Source organism: Dyella soli (genome assembly GCF_054482295.1).
Genome location: NZ_JBTFFU010000001.1, coordinates 1599165 through 1619431, shown reverse-complemented (window position 1 = coordinate 1619431; position 20267 = coordinate 1599165). Strand labels below are relative to the sequence as shown.

The window sequence follows — 20267 nt, the reverse complement described above, 5'->3', positions numbered from 1 at the left end:
CCATCTGGCGTGTTGGACGACTCAACCGAAGGTGAAGGCGTAGGCCTGCACGCCCGGGTCGAGGAAGGTGATCTCGAAGGTGCGTTCGTCGCTGCCCCTGGCCTGGCGGACCAGCTGGTACAGGCGCTGCGCCGTCACCGTGCCGTTGCCGTCCGCATCGATATCCATGCCGTGGTCGGCGCCTGGCGCCTTGCCATCGATGTGCACGCGGAAACGCACGGGCTTGCCGTCGCTGCCGGGGCCCAGCACCAGGTGCAGGTCGCGTCCGCGGAAGCGGTACACGATGCGGCCGTTGGCGCCGTCGAGCCGGGCGTTTTCATCGCGGACCGTCCAGCGTCCGTCGAGCGCCCACTGGTTGGTCATCAACGTGCCGGGTGCGCGGTAGGTCCATGCATCGTCGTGCGCCACCTGGCCGCCGGCGAAGTTTTCCGCACGGGCATAACCCACGTAGGTTTCCGGCGAGCGCGTGGCGTCGCCCGATCCCGCCGCCTCGGCGCCCTGTGCGCCGGGTTGCACGTAACCGCCCGGCAGGTTCTTCTGGCCCGCCTCGGTCAGCAACTGGCGGATCACGTCCTCGCTCTGGTCGTACTCGCCTTCGCCGAAATGGTGGTGACGAATGTGGCCCTGCGTGTCGACGAAGTAATGCGCCGGCCAGTATTCGTTGTTGAAACCCTTCCAGATCGCGTAGTCGTTATCCAGCGCGACGGGATAGTTGACGCCCAGATCCTTCACCGCCTTGCTGACGTTCTGCGGTTCCTTCTCGAAGGCGAACTCCGGCGCATGCACGCCGATCACCACCAGGCCGTAGTCCTTGTACTTGTCGGCCCAGGCGTGGACATAGGGCAGTGCGCGGATGCAGTTGATGCACGAGTACGTCCAGAAATCGACCAGCACCACCTTGCCGCGCAGCGACGGCGCCGTCAGCGGCGGACTGTTGAGCCACTGGGTCGCGCCTGCCAGCGACGGCAGCTCGCCTTCGACCGGCAGCGCCTCACCTGGCTTCAGGGCGGGTTGCGGCGCGGGCGCGGGTTTCACCGCGTCGATCAACTTCTGTTCGATCCCACCCGTGCTCGCCAGCGACACGCGCGTCAGCAGGCCGGTATCCACGCCCAGCGCGATCATCGCGACGCCCGCCAGCACCAGCGCGCCCAGCGCGCGACGCACCCATTCACCGGCGCCAAGGGAGCGCTTCATCACGGCGAATACGCGCCCGCCGATCAGCAGGGCCAGCCCAAGCGAAGTGGCGGCACCGGCGGCATAAGTGAGCAGCAGCAGGGTGGTCTGCACGCTGGCGCCATTGAGTGCGGCCCCGGTCAGCAGGAGGCCGAGGATCGGGCCGGCACACGGAGCCCACAGCAGGCCGGTGGCCACGCCAAGGCCCGCGGCGGAAAACACCGAATCCCCGTCGCTGTCCGCGCGTTGCGTCAGCCGGTTGCCCAGCGCCACGAACGGGCGGCTGATCCACTCGGCCAGATGGCTGGACAGCAGGGTCAGGCCGAGCATGGCCAGCACGACCATGGCCACGATGCGCCCATACTGATTGGCCCGGATGGCCCAGCCACCGCCCAGCGCCGCCAGCGTCGCCACGAGGGCAAACGTCAGCGCCATGCCCAGCAGCATCGGCAGGCCGTTGCGGGCGAAGGGGCGGTCGGCGCGTGCAAACACGAACGGCAGCACCGGCAGGATGCAGGGGCTGAGAATGGTCAGTACGCCGCCGAGGTAGGCGAGGATCAACACGATCATGCGGGCAGCATCCGATGGGAACTCCACACATTATTCGCCAGCGTGCCAGGCATGGTTACCTCGGCCCGCGTTGTCGCGGCAGCGGCGATCGCGGTGAAGCCATGCCGTTGCTGAAGCTCGCGGCATCCTGGTTGTTCATGAGCCCACGGCATGCACCGCCGCGTCCAGGTGGCGAGGTCGCGCAGGCAACGCTCATGGCAAGCCTTCGCAACAAAACGAAATCTTCACGGAATGGCGAGGTCGACGATGCGGGCTGGACGGCCGCCGCGGGCCATGTGCGGACATCGAGGTAACGTCCGCCTGCTGTGCGTCGAAGGTAAAAGATGAGACCTCGATACCGATGCGCCGATGACATCCAGCTTGACCGCCACTGGCACGATGGTTCTAGATAGCGTTCTTCCCGCTTGGGCAAGGACTTGTCCCACCGTGACTGACGCCTCCCTCAACGCCAGCGATTCGCCGGAACGGCGGCGTGCGGCGTGGATGGCGGCGGCGCAGGAGGGTGATCGACGTGCCTACGAACGCGTGCTGGCCGAGTCGGTGCCGTTGATTCGCGCGGCGGCGCGCCGGCAGGGCGTGGTGCTCGATCAGCTCGACGACGTGGTGCAGGAAACCCTGCTGGCGGTGCATCGCGTGCGCCACACCTATGACCCGGCCCGTTCCTACGATGCCTGGCTCAGTGCCATTGCGAGCCGCCGCGCCGTCGACGCGTTGCGCAGCCTCGGCCGGCGTGGTCGTCGCGAGCTGCATGACGATGACGCGCTGGAGGCGCACCCGGACGCGGACGACGCCACCACGGCGACGCAGCGCGAGCAGGAGGCACGGCGCCTGCGCAAGGCCATCGCTTCCCTGCCACCGGGGCAGCGCGAAGCGGTCGAACAACTCGGCCTGCAGGAGCGTTCGCTTGCCGAAGCTGCTGCGCATACCGGCCGACAGACCGGAGCGCTGAAGGTCAACCTGCATCGCGCGCTGAAGGCGCTGCGTACCCACTTTCACGGAGATCCCTGAGCATCATGTCCGAGCCGCGACTCACCGAGTCACTGATCGAGTCACTGGGCGACCAGCTCACGCCGGTGCGGCGGCTGCTGCCGCCCTGGCTGCGCACCGCCGGCTGGCTGCTGGCGGTGGCGGCGATCGCGGCCGGCTTGCTGTGGCATTTCGGGGCCGCGCACATGATCCGTCGCTGGAGCATGGAGCCGGACATCGCCATGGCCGGCATCGGCGCGATCGTGACCGCGGTGTGTGCGGCCTGGGTCGCGTTCACGCTGGGCGTGCCGGGGCGCTCGGCGCGTTGGGCGTGGCTGCCGTTGCCGGGGCTGCTGCTGTGGGTGGGTGCGAGCGGGCTCGGCTGCCTGCGCGACTGGATCCTGCCCGGGGCGCCCGTGGCCAGCGTGCACCAGGCCGGCGACTGCCTGATGTTCATCATCAGCTTCTCGATACCGCTGTCGGCGCTGTTGATCTGGCTGCTGCGGCAGGCTTGTCCACTCAGGCCCGTGTTGACCGCCGTCATGATCGGCCTCGCCAGCGCGGCGTCGTCGGCGGCCCTGCTTGAGATCTGTCACGGCTTTGCCGTGGCGGCCACCGACCTGCTGACCCATGCGATTGCGGTGCTGGTCGTCGTGCTGGCAAACGCCCTGATGGGTGGGCGCCTGCTGCAGCCTGCGCTCAGGTAGCCGGTGCCGGCGGGGCGACGTGCCCTGTGATGCATGTCGCCTTCCGTTGCGCCGACCGCAGCCGGGCGCGGCCTGCAAGGCGAACGGCGTGACTCACTGAACGGGATGTCGCGATGCAACACCTGGCCCTGACCAACGACATGCCTGCACGCCGGGCTGCCGGCGGCGCCAGGTCGCGCGGCTGGCAAGGCCGCGCCTGTCCCATCCGTACCCCGGCATGTCCGCGCCATGGCGTGAGCGGCGCAGCAAAGCCTCCGGCGTGTCCACGGCCTGTTGATATTGATGCTGAACGACCCATTGGCCCGACCGTTTCCTTCGCTATGCGGAGGTATAACCTTGCGCTGCCTGGGGTGCGCAGCCGATGGAAGTTGCGCCTTGGGTATCGGTTTTACGGACCAGGGACGGGCTGTTCGCATCGCACAGGATCGCTGATGCGGCGTGACCGGAACCGGCTTTAGCCAGCTCCGGATCGCCGGCGCCATCCAGGAAGGAAGGCATCGGCAGCTCCATGGAAGTGCGGCGCCGCCGCACGGTTACTTCACCGCCTCAGGAGATATGTACCCATGAAAGTTTCCCGTTACGCCGTACTCGCCCTCGCGACCTCGGTCGTCTTCGGTCTCGCCATGTCGCCCGTCATGGCGCAGAGCTCGACCCCGGCGCAGACCGCCCAGGACGCCAGCAAGGACGCGATGAAGTCCAGCTCGAACGCGATGAAATCCAGCTCGGATGCCATGAAGTCCAGCTCGGACGCGATGAAGTCCAGCTCGGATGCCATGAAGTCCAGCAGCGACTCGATGGATTCGATGAAGAGTGACGCCAAGGGTTCCGCCACGGACGCCACCAAGAGCAGCACGCACCACAAGAAACAGCACAAGAAGGCCCCGGCGGAAACCACCACGCCGCCCACCAGCGGTGGCTGAGCGCGGACCGCTTGACCGGACGCTCCCTCGATAACGAGGGCGTCACCAGGGCATGGTGTAATACGTCGCTGCAAGTTGCGGAGTAGACACCATGCCCTCCTTGTTTCTTGACCGGCTCGGCATCAGGCAACCCCTCGTGCTTGCGCCGATGTCCGGCGCATCGACGCCGGCACTGGTGGCCGCCGTCTCCAATGCAGGCGGGCTCGGCTCGCATGGCGCCGGCTACCTCGCGCCGCAGACGCTGCTCGACGATGCGGCGCGCATCCGCGAACTGACCGACCAGCCGTTCGCGCTCAATCTTTTTGTCCTGCCGGACGAATTCCACGAAGACCAGCCCGCGATCGATTTCGCCCGCGCCACGCTCGACACGCTGATGGAGCGCGAAGGGCTGGCGGTGCGCACCAGCCTGCCCGAACGTTGGGCACCGCGTTTCTCGGATCAGTTCGCCGCCTTGTGCGAAGCGCGCCCGGCCGTGGCCAGCTTCACCTTCAACCTGCTGACACCGGCACAGTTGCGTGAACTGAAGCGACTGGGCATCACCGTCGTTGGGACCGCCACCACGGTGGCCGAGGCACGCGCCTGGGCGGAGCTCGGCGTGGATGCGGTGAGCCTGCAGGGTGCAGAGGCCGGTGGTCATCGCGGCACCTTCCTGCACGAGCCGGAGGAGGGCATGATCGGCCTGTTTGCCTTGCTGCCCCTGGCCGCCCGGGCGGTCGAGGTCCCGTTGCTGGCGGGCGGCGGCATCATGGACGGACGCGCCATGCTGGCGGCGGAGTTGCTTGGCGCCACGGTCAGCCAGTTGGGCACCGCGTTCCTGGCCTGCCCCGAATCCTCTGCCGCCGCGGCCTGGAAGCAGGATCTCCCGACCGTCGATGACACCCGCGTGACCACCATCCGCAGCTTCTCCGGACGTCCGGCGCGCGGCCTGCGCAATCGTTACGTGGACGCCATGAGGGCGCACGAGTCGCGGTTCCCGGCCTATCCGGTGATGAACGCCCTCACGGCTCCGCTGCGCCGTGCGGCGGCCGCGGCCGGGCGGGGCGACCTGATCTCCGAGTGGTGCGGCCAGGCCGCAAGCATGAGCCGGGCCATGCCTGCCGCGGCGCTGGTGGAGACCCTGCTGAAGGAATATGCCCAGGCACGGGACAGCCTCGCTTGACGTTCGCTTCAGGCCGGGGCGGTATACTGGCGCCGCGCCATCCCGCGTATCGATCCCGCATCGAGGCAACCGCACTTGAGTCAGACTTCCCAGCGCAGCACCAAATCCGCCACCACGGCGGTCGTTCGCAAGCATGTCATCGACGCGCTCGACGAACTGAAGGCCAAGGACGTTCGTGAAATCGATGTCCGCGGCAAGACCTCCATCGCCGATCTGCTGGTCATCGCGTCCGGCACCTCCGCGCGCCACGTGAAATCCATCGCCGACGAAGTCGTCAAGTTCGCCAAGAAGGCGGGCGTGATGCCGCTCGGCGTGGAAGGCGAGCAGGAAGCCGAGTGGGTACTGGTGGATCTGGGTGACGTGATCGTGCACGTCATGCTGCCGCGTATCCGCGAGTTCTACGGCCTGGAAAGGCTGTGGACCGTGGGCGACCGCGAGATCGAACACGAAGCCGTCAGCGTGGGCTGATGGTCCGCGCCAGGGTGCCACTCGCCGCGCGCAGCGCCCTGCGCGCGGCGCGGAACGTTGTTTTCCCTTGCATCGGCCATGACGCATGCGCGCGCGCCTGATCGCCGTCGGTGAACGCATGCCGGCCTGGGTGGCCGAGGGCTTCGCCGAATATCGCAAGCGGCTCTCGCACGAGCTGCCGCTGGAACTTGTTGAACTCAAGCCCGGTGCGCGCGGCAAGGGGCGCGACGACGCGCGCGCGATCCAGGACGAAGGGGCGGCGATTCTCGCCGCACTGCCGCGCGACATCCACGTGGTGGCGCTGGACGGGCGCGGCAAGGCCTGGTCCAGCGAAGAACTGGCCGCGCAGCTGGCCCGGTGGCGCATGTCCGGCCGCGACGTGGCCTTCCTCATCGGCGGTCCCGATGGCCATGCACCCGAGGTGCTCGCGCGCGCCGACCAGAGCTGGTCACTGGGCGCCCTGACCTTGCCCCACATGCTGGTGCGCCTGCTACTGGCCGAGCAGCTGTATCGCGCCACCACGCTGCTGTCCGGGCATCCCTACCATCGGGCCTAAGCCGAGGGCGGCCCTCGCGTACCCGGTTGGATTCGCACGGGCCAATCCACGCATACTCGGCCTGCGTCTTCCACTTGCATGGGGAGTTGGGCATGTCCTTCGCGGTACGCCAGGCCACGATCCACGACCTTGATCTCGTTGCCCCGCTGTTCGATGCCTATCGGCAGTTCTACGGCCAGCCGGCGGATCCGGGGCTGGCCAGGCGATTCCTCGCCGAGCGCTTCCAGCACCACGAATCGGTGGTGTTGCTGGCAGTCGATGGGCAAGGGGATGGCATCGGCTTTACCCAGCTGTATCCGTTGTTTTCGTCCGTCCGTGCAGCACGAAAATACCTGCTCAACGATCTTTTCGTGGCGTCGCAGGCACGCCGGGGCGGCGTTGCGGTTGCGCTGCTGCGCGAGGCGGCCGACTACGCGCGTGCGGCGGGCGCCGTGGGCATGTCGCTGAGCACGGCCCACACCAACGAGGCGGCACAACGCCTGTACGAGTCGCTGGGATGGAAGCGCGAGCTGGAATTTCGCGAGTACAGCATCGCGTTCTGAGCGGCTGGCTGCATCCGACCATCGTCGGGCTTGCCAAGAGTTTGACGTACCCGGGCGCTAACATGGCTGGATGGCATCTCAGGAGCAGCCTCCATGGACCAGCGCATTCGCCACGCCGGGCTCGCCAGCAAGGTCATGACGGCCGCCGAGGCGGCCGAGCTGATCGATCCCGGCATGACGATCGGCATGAGCGGCTTCACCGGCGCGGGTTATCCCAAGGCCGTGCCGCAGGCGCTGGCGGCCCGCATGGTGGCGACGCACGAGCGCGGTGAGCCGTTTCGCGTGCGCGTACTCACGGGTGCCTCCACCGCACCCGAGCTGGACGGCGAGCTGGCGCGCGCGGAAGGCATCGACCTGCGCCTGCCTTATCAATCCGACCCCGAGCTGCGCGCACGTATCAATCGCGGCGAGATGGATTACCTGGACATCCATCTCAGCCACGTCGCGCAATATGCCTGGTTCGGCTTCTTCGGCAAGCTCGATCTCGCCGTCATCGAGGCGACGGCGATCATGCCCGATGGCCGGCTGTTGCCGTCTTCGTCGGTGGGCAACAACAAGACCTGGCTGGATCTCGCCGACAAGGTGATCGTGGAGGTCAACCACTGGCAGCCGATGGGGCTGGAGGGCATGCACGATGTCTATTACGGCACGGCCCTGCCGCCGGACCGCAAGCCCATTCCGCTGCTGAAACCGGATGACCGCATCGGCGAGCCGTACCTGCGGCTCGATCCGGCCAAGGTCATCGCCGTGGTGGAAACCCATGCACCGGACCGCAACAGCGCCTTCTCGCCGCCCGACGAAGGCTCGCGCCAGATTGCCGGCCACCTCATCGATTTCTTCCGCCACGAAATCGCCAGGGGACGTCTCTCGCCGCAGCTGCTGCCGCTGCAGTCGGGCGTCGGCAACATCGCGAACGCGGTGCTGGGCGGCTTGCGCGACGGCGGATTCAGAGGCCTGTCGGCGTTCACCGAAGTCATCCAGGACGGCATGCTCGACCTGCTGGCCAACGACGTGCTCAGCGTTGCTTCGGCCACGTCGTTCTCGCTGAGCCCGGCGGGCATCGAACGTTTCCTCGACAACCTCGATTTCTTCCGCAAGCGCATCATCCTGCGCACGCAGGAGATCTCCAATCATCCGGAACTGGTGCGCCGCCTCGGCTGCATCGCCATGAACGGCATGGTGGAAGCGGACATCTACGGCAACGTCAATTCCACCCACGTGGCCGGCACCAGCATCATCAACGGCATCGGCGGTTCCGGCGATTTTGCGCGCAATGGCTTCATGTCGTGCTTCCTTACGCCGAGCACGGCGAAAAATGGCGCCGTGTCGTGCATCGTGCCGATGGTGAGCCACGTGGACCACACCGAGCACGACGTGGCCGTGGTGGTGACCGAGCAGGGGCTGGCCGATCTGCGCGGGTTGTCGCCGCGGCAGCGTGCGAAGGTCATCATCGAGCGCTGCGCGCATCCGGACTACCGTCCGCTGCTGCAGGACTATTTCAATCGCGCCCTGCACGACAGTCGCGGCAAGCACACGCCCCACCTGTTGAACGAGGCGCTCTCCTGGCACCAGCGTTTCCTCGAGACGGGGGATATGCGACCTTAGGCGTCCTTACGCCACCGGGTACGCGTTCGCCATGCTCTATCTCGCCTCGCAGTCGCCTCGTCGCCGCCAGTTGCTCGAGCAGATCGGCGTGAGCTTTCGCCTGGTGGACGTCGACGTACCCGAGCACCGCGCGATGGCGGAATCACCGCGCGAATACGTCAGCCGCGTGGCGCGCGAAAAGGCGCTGGCCGGGCTGGCCAGCCTGGGCGATGCGCGCGCCTTCGTGCTTGGCGCCGACACCGAGGTCGTGCTCGACGATGAAGTGTTCGGCAAGCCCGTCGACGCCGCCGATGCCGCGGCAATGCTGCGCCGGCTGGCCGGCCGCGTGCACGAGGTGATATCCACCGTATGGCTGGTCAGTCACGCGGGCGAGTGGAGCGATACCAGTCTCTCGCGGGTGCGCATGCCCGAGATGGGCGAGGCCGTGGTTGCTGCCTACATCGCTACCGGCGAGCCGTTCGGCAAGGCTGGCGCCTACGCGATCCAGGGGCACGGCGCCATGCTGGTCGAACATCTCGACGGCAGCCATTCCGGGGTCATGGGGTTGCCGGTGTTCGAGACGGCGCGCCTGTTGCGCGCGCATGCGCTGATCGGCGGCTGACCGACGGGAGCCTAGTGCCCTGGCGTCATCACGAACCAGGACACCACGGCCAGCAGGTTGTTCATGCCGTGGGCCAGCACGGCCGGCCAGATCGATCCGGAGCGCACGCGCAACCAGCCGAGCATCAGGCCCAGCAGGGTGAGGTTGGGTAGCGCGTACCAGAGAAAGGACAGGTCCGGCAGATGCACGCATGCGAACAGCACGGCCGTCAGCACGATGGACCAGCCGTTGCCGACGTGGCGCGCCACGGACGAAAGCAACACGCCGCGGAACAGCAGCTCTTCCACCAGCGGGCCGAGGCTCACCACCAGCAGCGCGAGCGGCAGCCGCAGCCATAGCGAAGTATTGGCGCCCAGTTGCTTGATGTCCTGGCTGACATCATGGCCTTGCGCCAGCCATTGCGTGAGCATGCCGCCGATGACGGGCGTGAGCACGCCCACGAAGAGTGCGGCGAAATACATGCCGATCGGCGACGCCAGGGTGAAGCCCAAACCGGGCGGCTCAGCCTGCGCCCACAGGCGTGGCCACCAGCGGCGGGCAAGCCGGAGGATCAGTGATGCCGAGACCAGCAGGGTCGCCATCACCGTGATGGCCGTCGCATCGGAATGGGCCAGCCATGCCCGGCCTTGCGCCACCACCGTCGTGATGGAGTCGTGATGTTGCAGGATGGAAACGACGCCGACGGCCATGCCCACCAGTCCGCCGACCGCCAGTTGCAGGGCGAAGTACAGCGCGATCAGGCCCAGTGCATGCCAGACGCCTGGCGCCGAGGAAACCGGCGATGCGGATGCGGGTGAAACGGGGCCGTATTTGAATCGGTTCGCATCCATCGAGGACGGGTCCTGCGTACACGCGTGCGGGATGTTTCGGCCAGGACGCAACGCGCTCGCCACCTGACATGGACACGCTAGCCCTTGCCGCCGCGCACGCGCAATCCTGTCCTTTGGCACGGGCGTCGACGCGGCCTGCACGGCGTTCACAAGAGCGCCCTGTATAGTGTCAGGACGTTCCAAGGAGGAAACCGGCGCCCCGGTGCCGACCCATGTTCGCTTTTGACTGGCTGGCCGACCCTACTGCGTGGGCCGGTCTCCTCACCCTGGTGGTGCTGGAGATCGTGCTCGGCATCGACAATCTCGTTTTCATCGCGATCCTCGCCGACAAGCTGCAGTCCAGCGGGCGCGACAAGGCCCGCGTGCTCGGCCTATCGCTGGCCCTGCTCATGCGCCTGGTGCTGCTGGGGGCGATGTCGTGGCTGGTGAAGCTCACCGCGCCGATCGTCGAGTGGGGCGCCGTGTCACTCTCCTGGCGCGACATCATCCTGCTGCTGGGTGGTGCCTTCCTGCTGTTCAAGGCCACGGTCGAACTGCACGAACGGCTGGAAGCCGGCGACGACAGTGATGCGGCCAAGCGCGTGCCTGCGCGTTTCTGGCTGGTGGTGGCGCAGATCGTCGCGCTCGACGTGGTGTTCTCGCTCGACTCGGTGATCACGGCCGTGGGCATGGTCGATCACCTGTCGGTGATGATGATCGCGGTGGTGCTGGCGATGATCCTCATGATCAGCGCGAGCAAGCCGCTGACGACCTTCGTCAATTCGCGCCCGACCGTAGTCATCCTGTGCTTGTCCTTCCTGCTGATGATCGGCTTCAGCCTGGTCGCGGAAGCTTTTGGCTTCCACATTCCGAAGGGCTATTTGTACGCCGCGATCGGTTTCTCGATCCTGATCGAGGCCTTCAACCAGACCATGCGCCGCAATCGCCAGCGCAGCCTGCTGGGAAGCGCGCGCTCCCTGCGCGACCGCACCGCGACGGCCGTGCTCAACCTGCTTGGCGGCGTGGGGGGCGACGATGAAGCCGATGCGCCGCACGCCGCGGCGACGGCGACCGACGGCAACATGGCGGTGTTCGGCAAGGATGAACTGGCCATGGTGCAGGGCGTGCTCGATCTCGCGCACCGTCCGGTGCGCTCCATCATGACGCCGCGCCCCGAGATCAACTGGATCGATCCGCGCGAGAGCGCCGAGCTACTGCGCGCGGAAGTGGCCACCTCCAGTCACGCCTGGCTCCCGGTGGCGGGGGACGACCTGGACCAGCTGGTGGGCGTGGCGTCTTCGCGCGACCTGCTGGCGAGCCTGCTCGAGCATGGCAGCATCGATGTCGAGCAGGTCGTGCGCAAACCGCTGACCGTGCTCGAATCGCTCAGCGTGCTGCGGCTGATCGAGGAATTCCGCCGCTCGACCCTGCAGGTGGCGCTGGTGGTGGACGAATACGGCAGCGTGCTTGGACTGGTGACGCCCACCGACGTTCTGGAAGTGATTGCCGGTGAATTTCCCGATGAGGGAAGTGGCGATCCATCGGCCGTCCAGGAGGCCGATGGCAGCTGGCTGCTGGATGCGAGCCTGGACTTGCGTCGGGTCGAACATCTGCCGGGTTTCAAGCTCACCGGCGACGACAGCTTCTCGACGCTGGCCGGCTACGTCCTGCAACAGCTCGGCCGCTTGCCCAGCGTGGGCGACAGCTTCACCAGCGAAGGCCTGCACTTCGAGGTGGTGGCGATGGACGGCGCGCGCATCGAGCGGCTCAGGGTCCATCGGGTCGAGTGAGGCCGGCGGCAGCGCCGGGCAGGCTCGCTTCGCCCAGGAAGCGAGCCCGGCCTTGGCCGAGGATTCGCCTCAGCCTGTGAGCAGGCCGCGTGCCAGCCCGAACACGCCCAGCACCAGCACGGCCAGCCAGCCTGCCGATGCCACCATGTAACCCGGGCCGCGCTTGGCCGGATCCTGCAGGTACGCCACCGCGTACCACACGCGGCCGAACACCCACACCAACCCGGCCACTCCACCCCACAGCGGGTAGCCATATTGCGCGGCCAGCCACAGCGTGGGCAGGAAGATCGCCGTCGATTCCAGCGTGTTCATCTGCACGCGCCAGGCCCGCTCGAAGCCCTCGTGGCCGCTGATGGCCGGTGCCTGGATGCCGTATTTGCCGCGCGCATGGCCGGTAGCCCACAAGGTGCCGACCTGCAGCAGGATGGTGAGCAGGACGACGATGGCGGGAAGATGCTGGGTCATGGCGGGCGCTCAGGGAAAAGGTAGTGCACTGTAGCCAGCGGCGGCGGATGGCGGGAGGGGCCGCAAGGCGGTATCGTCACGGCGATACCCGTGCGGCATGCGATCGAGGGTCGACTCATGGACTGGCAGAAAGGCGAGCGCAGCGAAAACGTCGAGGTCGACAGCGGAGGCGGCGGTCCGCGCTTCGGCGGCGGCAGGGGCATGGGCATCGGCGGCATCATCATCCTGGCGATCCTCGGGCTGGTGTTCTTCAAGGACCCGACCGCACTGTTGAGCCAGGTGGACAATGGCGGGCAGGCGGCGGCGCCCACCGGCGAGCCCGCGCAGGTCGATCCGCAGACCAAGGACTTCGTCAGCGCGATCCTCGGCTCCACCGAAAAGACCTGGGGCGACATCTTCGCCTCGCATGGCCAGCAGTACGTCGACCCCAAGCTCGACCTGTTCAGCGGCGGCGTGAATACTGCCTGCGGCATGGCCTCGACCGCGGTGGGTCCGTTCTACTGCCCGGGCGACCAGAAGGTTTACCTCGACGTGGCGTTTTTCCAGGAGCTGCAGAACCGCTTCCACGCCTCCGGCGATTTCGCGCGCGCCTATGTGATCGCGCATGAAGTCGGTCATCACGTGCAAAAGCTGATCGGCGTGTTCGACCAGGTGGAGCAGGCCCGTCGCCGTGGTGCGCGGATGGAGGGCGCCGAAGGCCTTTCCGTGCGGCAGGAACTGCAGGCGGACTGCTTCGCCGGCGTGTGGGCCAACCACAGCCAGCAGCGACTGCAATGGCTGCAGCCGGGTGACATCGAATCGGCGCTCAATGCGGCCAGCAAGATCGGCGACGACGCCTTGCAGCAGCAGGCGCAGGGGCGGGTGGTGCCCGACTCGTTCACCCACGGCACGTCCGAGCAGCGCGTGAAATGGTTCCGCGCCGGCTTCGACGGTGGCGACGTGGCCAGCTGCAATACCTTCGCCGGCACCCCCTGAGCGGGCACGGATATCGCTGCGCCTGAGTCGCCGCCGTTCTAGAATTCCCCTGCTGCGCGCCTTGGGGTGCGCATTGAGCGAGCTTGATGCCTCATCCCTGCCTGACGTGCGGCGCCTGCTGCGCGCATTTTCGCGTGGCGTTCCATTGGTCCGAAGCCGATGCGTCCATGGGCGGCGTGGTACCGCCGGAGCTGACCGAAAAACTCGACCCGCATCGCCTGGTCATGCGCGGCACGCAGGCGTCCCGCCCGCGTTGCGTGGCCCTGGTGGGCACGGTGGGCGAGGCCGCCCATTGCGGCATCTACGAGCGGCGCCCGTCGGTGTGCCGCGAAGTCGAGCCATCGTGGGAGTTCGGCGCCCAGAGCCCGCAATGCGACAAGGCCCGCATCGCGCACGGGCTGTCGCCGCTGACGCCGGCAAGCTGGACAGCGCCGGCGCCCGGCGCAGCCTGATCCGCCCGCGGGCTCAGCGTGCGCCGGGCGTGGCCGGCTGATTCTGGAAGGCGAGCGCGAACTGGCGCAGGTCACCCTGGTTGACGTCGGAGACGGCGACATAGTTCATGCCATCGGCGCTCCAGCGAATGATGGTGTAGCCGTGTTGCTGCTGGACTTCCTGCGCGGCCCTGGCGGACTCCGCCGGCCACTGGTACAGGTTGATCACATGCAGCCGACGCTTGTACACGAGCGCCGCAACGGTGTGCCCTTCGAGGGCGTCCAGCCGCCCGCCGATCAACGGGAAGCCTTCGCCGGAGAGGTCCCTGACCTGCGGCGAGAAGTCGAGCTTGCCTTCGAACCATGGCTTGACCGTGTGCTGGTCGGTCGACACCACGTCCATCAGGTGCTGCTCCTGCAGCGAGCGCAGATGGCCCGAGATCGCCTCGGCCACGACCGGGTCGTTGCCGCCGGGTTGCCGCCAGGCCGGGAACCAGCCCGGGCTGGTCAGCAGCAGCGCGCCCGCGAAGCCCGCCGCTGCGGCCAGCGCCATCCTCGCGCGGCGGGGCTGGCGTGGCGATGCGGTGGCAACGCTGGCGACCCGGGCGGGCTGCCAGCGTTGGCGCAGTGCGTCTGGCGCGCGGCGGTATAGCGCCGGCTGCGCGAGTGCCTTGTGCAACGTGGCGTACGCGGCATAACGCGCCGTGCATGCCGCGCATTCCTGCATGTGACGCGCCACCGACGCGCTGTGGGCGGCGTCGAGCTCATCGTCGAGGTAGGCGTGCAGCAAGAGCCTGGCGTCATCGCACATCATGGCGACGTACCTCCCTGGTGTGGCCACTCAAATCGGTCCTCAGGTGCTCACGGGCACGGGCGAGCCGGGACATGACGGTGCCGATCTTCTGTCCGGTGATCACGGCGATCTCCTTGTACGAACACTCCTCGAGTTCGCGCAGCACGATCACTTCGCGCCATGGCGGCGGCAGGCGCGCCAGCGCGCCTTGCAGGGCTTCAATGTCCACCGCGAGCAAGGTCAGCGTTTCCGGCGAGGGGCCTTCGTCGACCAGCGGGTGGGCTTCCTCTTCCCGGTCGGCAGGCACGCTGTCCTGGGGTGCCTTCGCACGCAGCGTGTAGAACGTGTTGCGCACGATGGCGAGCAGCCACACCCGCGCATCGCCGCCATGGAAGCTTTCGAAGTAGCGCAGGGCGCGCAGCATCGACTCCTGCACGACGTCCTGCGCGTCGGCATCGTCGCGGGCCAGCCAGCGGGCAAGGTTGTAGGCCGCATCGAGGTACGGCAGTACCAGCGACTCGAAGCGGGCGCTCCGTGCCGGAACCGGGCCTGGCGTGCTGGCAAGCGTATCGACGGGCATATCAGGGAATACCTCCCGTGGCGCCACTTTATTCCAAGCGCGCGCCCTCGGGGGCAAAGCCGGCAGCAGCGCGGAATAGAAGTGCCGTGCGGCGGGTATTGCTCGGTGAGGGCACGGTGCATGCCGGCCTGATTGCCAGTTGGCGCGTTGGGCGTCCTATTGCCGGGAGTGGATGATCATGCAGGGCACGACAGACAACGAAGACCGCGGTCGCCGCGATTTCCTCAAGTGCATGGCCTGGGCCGGGGCCGGAACCCTATGGCTGATGCATGGCGGCGTGTTGCGCGCGCAACCACTCTCGGCGGGCACCGCCGGCGCAGCCGCGGATGCCAGCTTCAGCTTCGTGCAGATCAGCGACTCGCACATCGGCTTCCACAAGGCACCGAACATGGACGTAACCGCCACGCTACGCGAGTCGCTCGCCATGATCCGCGCGCAGGCGCGGGCGCCGGAATTCGTCCTGCACACCGGCGACCTCACCCATCTGTCGAAGCCGGAGGAGTTCGACACGCTGGCCGGCGTGATGAGCGAGGAGCGCATGGGGAAAGTGTTCTACGTGCCGGGCGAGCACGATGTCATCGGCGACAACGGCGCCGAATTCTTCCGCCGCCATGGCGAGCGGCAGCAGCCGGGCGGCTGGTACAGCTTCGATCACCGCGGCGTGCATTTCGTCGGCCTGATCAACGTACTGGACCTCAAGGCCGGTGGCCTCGGTTCGCTCGGTGCCGACCAGCTCGCGTGGCTGAAGAAGGACCTGGCGGGCCGGTCCGCCGAAACACCGCTGGTGGTCTTTGCGCACATGCCGCTGTGGCCGCTCTATCCGCCGTGGGGCTGGGGTACCGACGACAGTGCCGAAGCCATGTCTTACCTGCGCCGGTTTGGTTCCGTGAGCGTGCTCAACGGCCACATCCACCAGATCCAGCAGAAAGTGGAGGGCAACATCACGTTCTACACCGCGCGTTCCACCGCCTATCCGCAGCCGGCGCCCGGCGTCGGTCCGGCGCCCGGGCCCATGAAGGACGTTCCGCCGGAGGCGCTGCACGGTTACCTGGGCATTCGCGAAGTGCGGCATGTGCGCGGCAGCCAGGCGCTCGCGCTCACCGACGAGGTGTTGTCATGAAGGCCTCGAGGCACGCGGTGGCAGGCCTGCTGCTCGGCCTGTGCTGCTGCGTTGTGGCGCCGTGCATGGCTGCCAAGGCGGCGACGTCGCAGGTCGAGATACGCAACTTCGCCTTCGCGCCGAATACCATGACCGTGCCCGTAGGCACGCGGGTCACCTGGACGAATCGCGACGACGAACCTCACGTGATCACCAGCGCGGGCAAGCAGTTCGCCACGTCGCCCGCGCTGGACACCAGCGACACCTATGCCGTGACGTTCTCCAAGCCAGGTACTTATGCCTACTACTGCTCGATCCACCCGATGATGGTCGGCACCATCATCGTGCAGTGACGGCGCCATCGAAGCGATAGATGTCCATCGCCAGCAGGCCATGCTCGATGCCGGCGTCGATGCGCGTGGCGTGCGCCCGCCGGCCCGCCGCGCCCAGTGCCACGAACAGCGGCAGCAGGTGTTCGTCGGTGGGATGGGCGCGTTCGGCGAACGGCGCCTGGCGGCGATAGTCGAGCAGCGCCTCGACATCACCCTCGCCGAGCTTGCGCTCGATCCACTCGATGAATGGGCGTACGTAGGGCGCCTCGCGCTCCTCGCTGTAGCCGGCGCGAAAGTCGTGCAGGTTGTGCGTGATGCTGCCCGAGCCGATCACCAGCACGCCCTCGTCGCGCAGCGGCGCCAGTGCGCGACCCACGGCGTATTGATGGGCAGGGCCCAGTTGCGGCTGGATCGACATCGGCACCACCGGGATGTCGGCGTCCGGATACAGCAGTCGCAGCGGCACCCAGGCACCGTGGTCCAGTCCCTGGGTGGGGTCGAGCGTGGTGGGCAGGCCGGCCTGGTCGAGCAACTCGGTCACGCGCGCGGCCAGGGCGGGCTCGCCGCGCGCCGGATACCGGATCTCGAACAGTTGGCGCGGAAATCCATGGAAGTCATGGATCGTTTCCGGACGTGCGGCGCCGCCGACGTGCGGCTGGCGCGCCAGCCAGTGCGCCGTGGCGATCACGATGGCCCGCGGACGCGGCAGGGTCCTGGCCAGTTCGGCCAGCCGCACGCCGACCTGGCGCGGCTGGATCGCGGTCATCGGGGATCCGTGGGAGACATACAGGCTGGGTAGCGGGGCCATGGCGGTTACCTCGGGGGGACCACCCTAGGGTAGGCGCCTGGCGAAAAAATGCAGCGCGCGTGCGGTGAACGCAGCGTCACCCCAGTCGAACGATCACGGGGTCTCCCGCCGTGCCGGCACGGGCCGGCATGGCGGGGCAGGGGTACCGGGCCTACTTCGCCCGACGCGGCGGCTTGCCGCCGCCATGGGCGTGCGGACGCGGCTTGCCGCCGTGCGGCTTCTTGAAGCCGCCAGGGCGATAACCGCCCGGTTTGTGCGACGGGGCCTCGCTGGCGCCGCTGTCGTCGCCGTCCCATTCCTTGATGCGCAACTGCTGCTGGCTCACCCACACTTTCTTGAGGTGTTCGAACACTTCCTTGGGCATGCCGTCGGGCAGGTCGATCAGGCTGTATTCGCCGCGGATGCTCAGGCGACCGATGAAGCCGCTTTCTAGGCCAGCTTCGTTGGCGATGGCGCCGATGATGTTGCCCGGCTTCACGCCGTGCTCATGGCCCACTTCCACGCGATAGGTGCGCTTGCCTTCCTCGGTGTGATGCGGACGCACCGGGCGCGTGCCGAACTCGCGCGGCGCGCTGTCGCGGTCGCGCGGCCTGTTTTCGCGTGCCGCGTGCCGGGTGTCGGCGTGTTCGCGGGGGGCGTGCTCGCGCGGGGTGAATTCGCGCTTCGGCGGCGGCGTCAGCAGCAGCGGCTGGTCGCCCTGGGAGATGCGCGCCAGCGCGGCGGCGATCTCGATGGCCGGGATGTTGTGTTCCTGCTCGTACTGCTCGATCAGTTGCTGGAACAGCCCCAGCTCGCCGACCGCCAGGGTGTCGCTGATGCGCTGCTTGAAGCGGGCGATGCGCACGTCGTTCACCGCTTCCACGGTCGGTAGCTTCATCTCCTCGATGGGCTGGCGCGTGGCGCGTTCGATCGCGCGCAACATGCCCTTTTCACGCGGCGTCACGAACAGGATCGCCTCGCCGCTGCGGCCCGCGCGGCCGGTACGGCCGATGCGGTGCACGTAGCTTTCGGTGTCGTACGGAATGTCGTAGTTCATCACGTGGCTGATGCGGTCCACGTCGAGGCCGCGCGCGGCCACGTCGGTCGCCACCAGGATGTCGAGCTTGCTGTCCTTCAGCTGCTGGATCACGCGCTCGCGCTGCGGCTGGGCGATGTCGCCGTTGATCGCCGCGGCGGCAAGGCCGCGTGCCTGCAGCTTCTCGGCGAGTTCCTCGGTGGCCGACTTGGTGCGCGCGAAGATGATCATCGCGTCGAACGGCTCGGCCTCGAGAATGCGGGTCATCGCGTCGAGCTTGTGCATGCCGCTGACAAACCAGTAGCGCTGGCGGATGTTAGCGGCCGTGGTGGTGGACGACTTGATCGTCACTTCCACCGGATCCTTCAGGTGGTGCTGAGCGATCTTGCGGATCGGCGCGGGCATGGTGGCGGAGAACAGGGCCACCTGGCGTTCCGGCGGCGTGGCCTGAAGCACCTTTTCCACGTCGTCGATGAAGCCCATGCGCAGCATTTCGTCGGCTTCATCGAGCACGAGGAACTTCAGCTCGGACAGGTCCAGCGTGCCGCGCTCGAGATGGTCGATCACGCGGCCGGGCGTGCCCACCACGATCTGCACGCCGCGCTTGAGCGAGTGCAGCTGCGGCCCATAGCTCTGGCCGCCGTAGATCGGCAGCACCTGCAGGCCGGGAAGATGCGCGGCATAGCGCTGGAACGCTTCAGCCACCTGGATGGCCAATTCGCGCGTGGGCGCGAGCACCAGCGCCTGCGGCTTGCCGGGCTTCAGCTCGATGCGCGAGAGGATCGGCAGCGCGAACGCCGCGGTCTTGCCGGTGCCGGTCTGCGCCTGGCCGAGCACATCGCGACCTGCCAGCAGCGGCGGAATGGTGGCGGCCTGGATGGGCGAGGGCGATTCATAGCCGACGTCGGAAAGCGCACGCTGCACCTCCGGCTGAAGACCAAGCGCAGCGAAACCGGCGGCTGCCGGCTGGGAATCGGAAGACGGGGAGGACATGGGGGAACCTCGACATGGCATGCACGGCGGCATGCGGGAGAATGACGCTATTGTAACAGGCTGCTGCGTCGCGGCAGGCCTTTTCTTCCACCCGGCTAGCCCATTCACCGAGGAATTCCCATGTCCCGACGTCTCGACGGTCGCGTTGCGCTGGTCACCGGTGCCTCATCCGGCATTGGCGAGGCCACCGCGTTGGCGCTGGCCGAGGCAGGCGCGCGCGTGGCCGTGGCGGCGCGGCGGCGCGAGCGGCTGGAAGCGCTTGCGGCGCGACTGGAGGCGCTCGGGGCCGAACCACTGCTGCTGGTGGCCGACCTGGCCTCGGAAAGCGAAGCGCAGCGCATCGTGGCCGAGACGGAAGCGCGCTACGGCCGCCTCGACATCCTGGTGAACAACGCCGGCGTGATGTACCTCGAGCCGGTGGCCGAGGCGGACCTGGGCCGGTGGCGCCACATGCTGGAGCTGAACGTGCTCGGCCTGATCGCCTCGACGCAGGCGGCACTTCCCGGCATGCGCGCGCGACGCGACGGTCACATCGTGAATATTGCGTCGACGGCGGGTCGCATCGCCAATCCGAATTCGGCCGGCTACTCCGCCAGCAAATTCGGCGTGGTGGGCTTCAGCGAGGCCTTGCGGCGCGAGGTGTACCAGCACAACATCCGCGTCAGCGTGATCGAGCCGGGCGTGGTGGAGACGGAGTTGCGCGAGCACATCGGCCACGCCGAAGTACAGGCCGCCATCAATGCGTGGGCCGAAGGCATGCGCCAGCTGCAGCCCGGCGACGTCGCCGATGCCGTCGTGTTCTGCGTGTCGCGCCCGGCGCACGTCAACATCAACGAAGTGCTGATGCGGCCCACCGACCAGGAACGCTGAGCCTGTTCGCACCCCGGACTTGAGCCTTCGCCACGCGGCG

The 20267-nt window shown here is 67.6% G+C and carries 23 protein-coding genes; 15 read left to right on the top strand and 8 right to left on the bottom strand.

Going from position 1 to position 20267, the window contains the following annotated elements; genetic code table 11:
* Positions 1–21: 21 nt before the first annotated feature.
* Positions 22–1743: a cytochrome c biogenesis protein DipZ gene (locus ACXU4B_RS07520; RefSeq protein ID WP_131409200.1), complete on the bottom strand. Its 1722-nt coding sequence runs from the start codon at positions 1741–1743 to the stop codon at positions 22–24.
* A gap of 483 nt (positions 1744–2226) precedes the next feature.
* Between ACXU4B_RS07520 and ACXU4B_RS07515 the strand changes: the two genes are divergently transcribed.
* Positions 2227–2751, top strand: a complete 525-nt coding sequence (locus tag ACXU4B_RS07515) for a sigma-70 family RNA polymerase sigma factor (protein WP_240734090.1) — start codon at positions 2227–2229, stop codon at positions 2749–2751.
* Between the two features lie 5 nt (positions 2752–2756).
* Positions 2757–3416, top strand: coding sequence for an NrsF family protein (locus ACXU4B_RS07510; protein ID WP_131409196.1), 660 nt, complete (start codon positions 2757–2759; stop codon positions 3414–3416).
* Positions 3417–3734: 318 nt separating this feature from the next.
* On the opposite strand, the gene ACXU4B_RS07505 is transcribed toward ACXU4B_RS07510, so the two are convergent.
* Positions 3735–3914 carry a hypothetical protein gene (locus ACXU4B_RS07505; protein ID WP_131409194.1) on the bottom strand — a complete coding sequence of 60 codons (180 nt, stop codon included), beginning with the start codon at positions 3912–3914 and terminating at the stop codon, positions 3735–3737.
* Positions 3915–3979: 65 nt separating this feature from the next.
* Between ACXU4B_RS07505 and ACXU4B_RS07500 the strand changes: the two genes are divergently transcribed.
* The 7 genes from ACXU4B_RS07500 to ACXU4B_RS07470 all read left to right on the top strand — a co-directional run bounded on the left by ACXU4B_RS07500 (position 3980) and on the right by ACXU4B_RS07470 (position 9267).
* The gene (locus ACXU4B_RS07500; RefSeq protein ID WP_131409192.1) at positions 3980–4336 is read left to right on the top strand and encodes a hypothetical protein; all 357 of its coding nucleotides are present in this window, start codon (positions 3980–3982) and stop codon (positions 4334–4336) included.
* Between the two features lie 91 nt (positions 4337–4427).
* Positions 4428–5495, top strand: a complete 1068-nt coding sequence (locus tag ACXU4B_RS07495; protein WP_131409190.1) for an NAD(P)H-dependent flavin oxidoreductase — start codon at positions 4428–4430, stop codon at positions 5493–5495.
* A 75-nt stretch (positions 5496–5570) separates the two neighbouring features.
* Positions 5571–5963, top strand: a complete 393-nt coding sequence (rsfS, locus tag ACXU4B_RS07490; RefSeq protein WP_131409188.1) for a ribosome silencing factor — start codon at positions 5571–5573, stop codon at positions 5961–5963.
* Positions 5964–6048: 85 nt separating this feature from the next.
* The gene (gene rlmH, locus ACXU4B_RS07485; protein ID WP_131409186.1) at positions 6049–6519 is read left to right on the top strand and encodes a 23S rRNA (pseudouridine(1915)-N(3))-methyltransferase RlmH; all 471 of its coding nucleotides are present in this window, start codon (positions 6049–6051) and stop codon (positions 6517–6519) included.
* Positions 6520–6611: 92 nt separating this feature from the next.
* A complete protein-coding gene (locus ACXU4B_RS07480) occupies positions 6612–7061 on the top strand; it encodes a GNAT family N-acetyltransferase (protein WP_131409185.1) in 450 nt (149 codons plus the stop codon).
* Positions 7062–7154: 93 nt separating this feature from the next.
* Positions 7155–8666, top strand: a complete 1512-nt coding sequence (locus ACXU4B_RS07475; RefSeq protein WP_131409183.1) for an acetyl-CoA hydrolase/transferase family protein — start codon at positions 7155–7157, stop codon at positions 8664–8666.
* A 31-nt stretch (positions 8667–8697) separates the two neighbouring features.
* Positions 8698–9267 (top strand): Maf family protein, encoded by a 570-nt coding sequence (locus ACXU4B_RS07470; protein WP_131409181.1) that lies wholly within the window; start codon positions 8698–8700, stop codon positions 9265–9267.
* Between the two features lie 11 nt (positions 9268–9278).
* On the opposite strand, the gene ACXU4B_RS07465 is transcribed toward ACXU4B_RS07470, so the two are convergent.
* Positions 9279–10097: a CPBP family intramembrane glutamic endopeptidase gene (locus ACXU4B_RS07465; protein ID WP_131409179.1), complete on the bottom strand. Its 819-nt coding sequence runs from the start codon at positions 10095–10097 to the stop codon at positions 9279–9281.
* 212 nt (positions 10098–10309) lie between these two features.
* Here ACXU4B_RS07465 and ACXU4B_RS07460 point away from each other — a divergent pair, with 212 nt between their 5' ends.
* A complete protein-coding gene (locus tag ACXU4B_RS07460; protein ID WP_131409177.1) occupies positions 10310–11866 on the top strand; it encodes a TerC family protein in 1557 nt (518 codons plus the stop codon).
* Positions 11867–11935: 69 nt separating this feature from the next.
* On the opposite strand, the gene ACXU4B_RS07455 is transcribed toward ACXU4B_RS07460, so the two are convergent.
* Positions 11936–12331, bottom strand: coding sequence for an MAPEG family protein (locus ACXU4B_RS07455; RefSeq protein ID WP_131409175.1), 396 nt, complete (start codon positions 12329–12331; stop codon positions 11936–11938).
* 117 nt (positions 12332–12448) lie between these two features.
* On the opposite strand from ACXU4B_RS07455, the gene ypfJ reads away from it, so the two are divergent.
* Positions 12449–13306, top strand: coding sequence for a KPN_02809 family neutral zinc metallopeptidase (ypfJ, locus tag ACXU4B_RS07450; protein WP_131409173.1), 858 nt, complete (start codon positions 12449–12451; stop codon positions 13304–13306).
* Between the two features lie 86 nt (positions 13307–13392).
* Positions 13393–13758: a YkgJ family cysteine cluster protein gene (locus ACXU4B_RS07445; protein ID WP_131409171.1), complete on the top strand. Its 366-nt coding sequence runs from the start codon at positions 13393–13395 to the stop codon at positions 13756–13758.
* 13 nt (positions 13759–13771) lie between these two features.
* On the opposite strand, the gene ACXU4B_RS07440 is transcribed toward ACXU4B_RS07445, so the two are convergent.
* Positions 13772–14551, bottom strand: a complete 780-nt coding sequence (locus ACXU4B_RS07440) for an anti-sigma factor family protein (RefSeq protein WP_131409169.1) — start codon at positions 14549–14551, stop codon at positions 13772–13774.
* Positions 14538–15110, bottom strand: coding sequence for a sigma-70 family RNA polymerase sigma factor (locus tag ACXU4B_RS07435; protein ID WP_131409167.1), 573 nt, complete (start codon positions 15108–15110; stop codon positions 14538–14540). Before ACXU4B_RS07435 ends, ACXU4B_RS07440 begins: the two co-directional genes overlap by 14 nt.
* 178 nt (positions 15111–15288) lie before the next feature.
* On the opposite strand from ACXU4B_RS07435, the gene ACXU4B_RS07430 reads away from it, so the two are divergent.
* Together ACXU4B_RS07430 and ACXU4B_RS07425 are read left to right on the top strand one after the other, a co-directional pair.
* Positions 15289–16230, top strand: a complete 942-nt coding sequence (locus ACXU4B_RS07430) for a metallophosphoesterase family protein (RefSeq protein WP_131409165.1) — start codon at positions 15289–15291, stop codon at positions 16228–16230.
* Positions 16227–16562 (top strand): cupredoxin domain-containing protein, encoded by a 336-nt coding sequence (locus ACXU4B_RS07425; protein WP_131409163.1) that lies wholly within the window; start codon positions 16227–16229, stop codon positions 16560–16562. Before ACXU4B_RS07430 ends, ACXU4B_RS07425 begins: the two co-directional genes overlap by 4 nt.
* On the opposite strand, the gene ACXU4B_RS07420 is transcribed toward ACXU4B_RS07425, so the two are convergent.
* Positions 16549–17349, bottom strand: coding sequence for a dioxygenase family protein (locus ACXU4B_RS07420; protein WP_131409161.1), 801 nt, complete (start codon positions 17347–17349; stop codon positions 16549–16551). The two genes, ACXU4B_RS07425 and ACXU4B_RS07420, sit on opposite strands and share 14 nt — an antisense overlap.
* Positions 17350–17500: 151 nt before the next feature.
* Positions 17501–19357 carry a DEAD/DEAH box helicase gene (locus ACXU4B_RS07415; protein ID WP_131409160.1) on the bottom strand — a complete coding sequence of 619 codons (1857 nt, stop codon included), beginning with the start codon at positions 19355–19357 and terminating at the stop codon, positions 17501–17503.
* 120 nt (positions 19358–19477) lie between these two features.
* On the opposite strand from ACXU4B_RS07415, the gene ACXU4B_RS07410 reads away from it, so the two are divergent.
* Positions 19478–20227 carry an SDR family NAD(P)-dependent oxidoreductase gene (locus ACXU4B_RS07410; protein ID WP_131409158.1) on the top strand — a complete coding sequence of 250 codons (750 nt, stop codon included), beginning with the start codon at positions 19478–19480 and terminating at the stop codon, positions 20225–20227.
* The last annotated feature ends 40 nt before the right edge of the window (positions 20228–20267 follow it).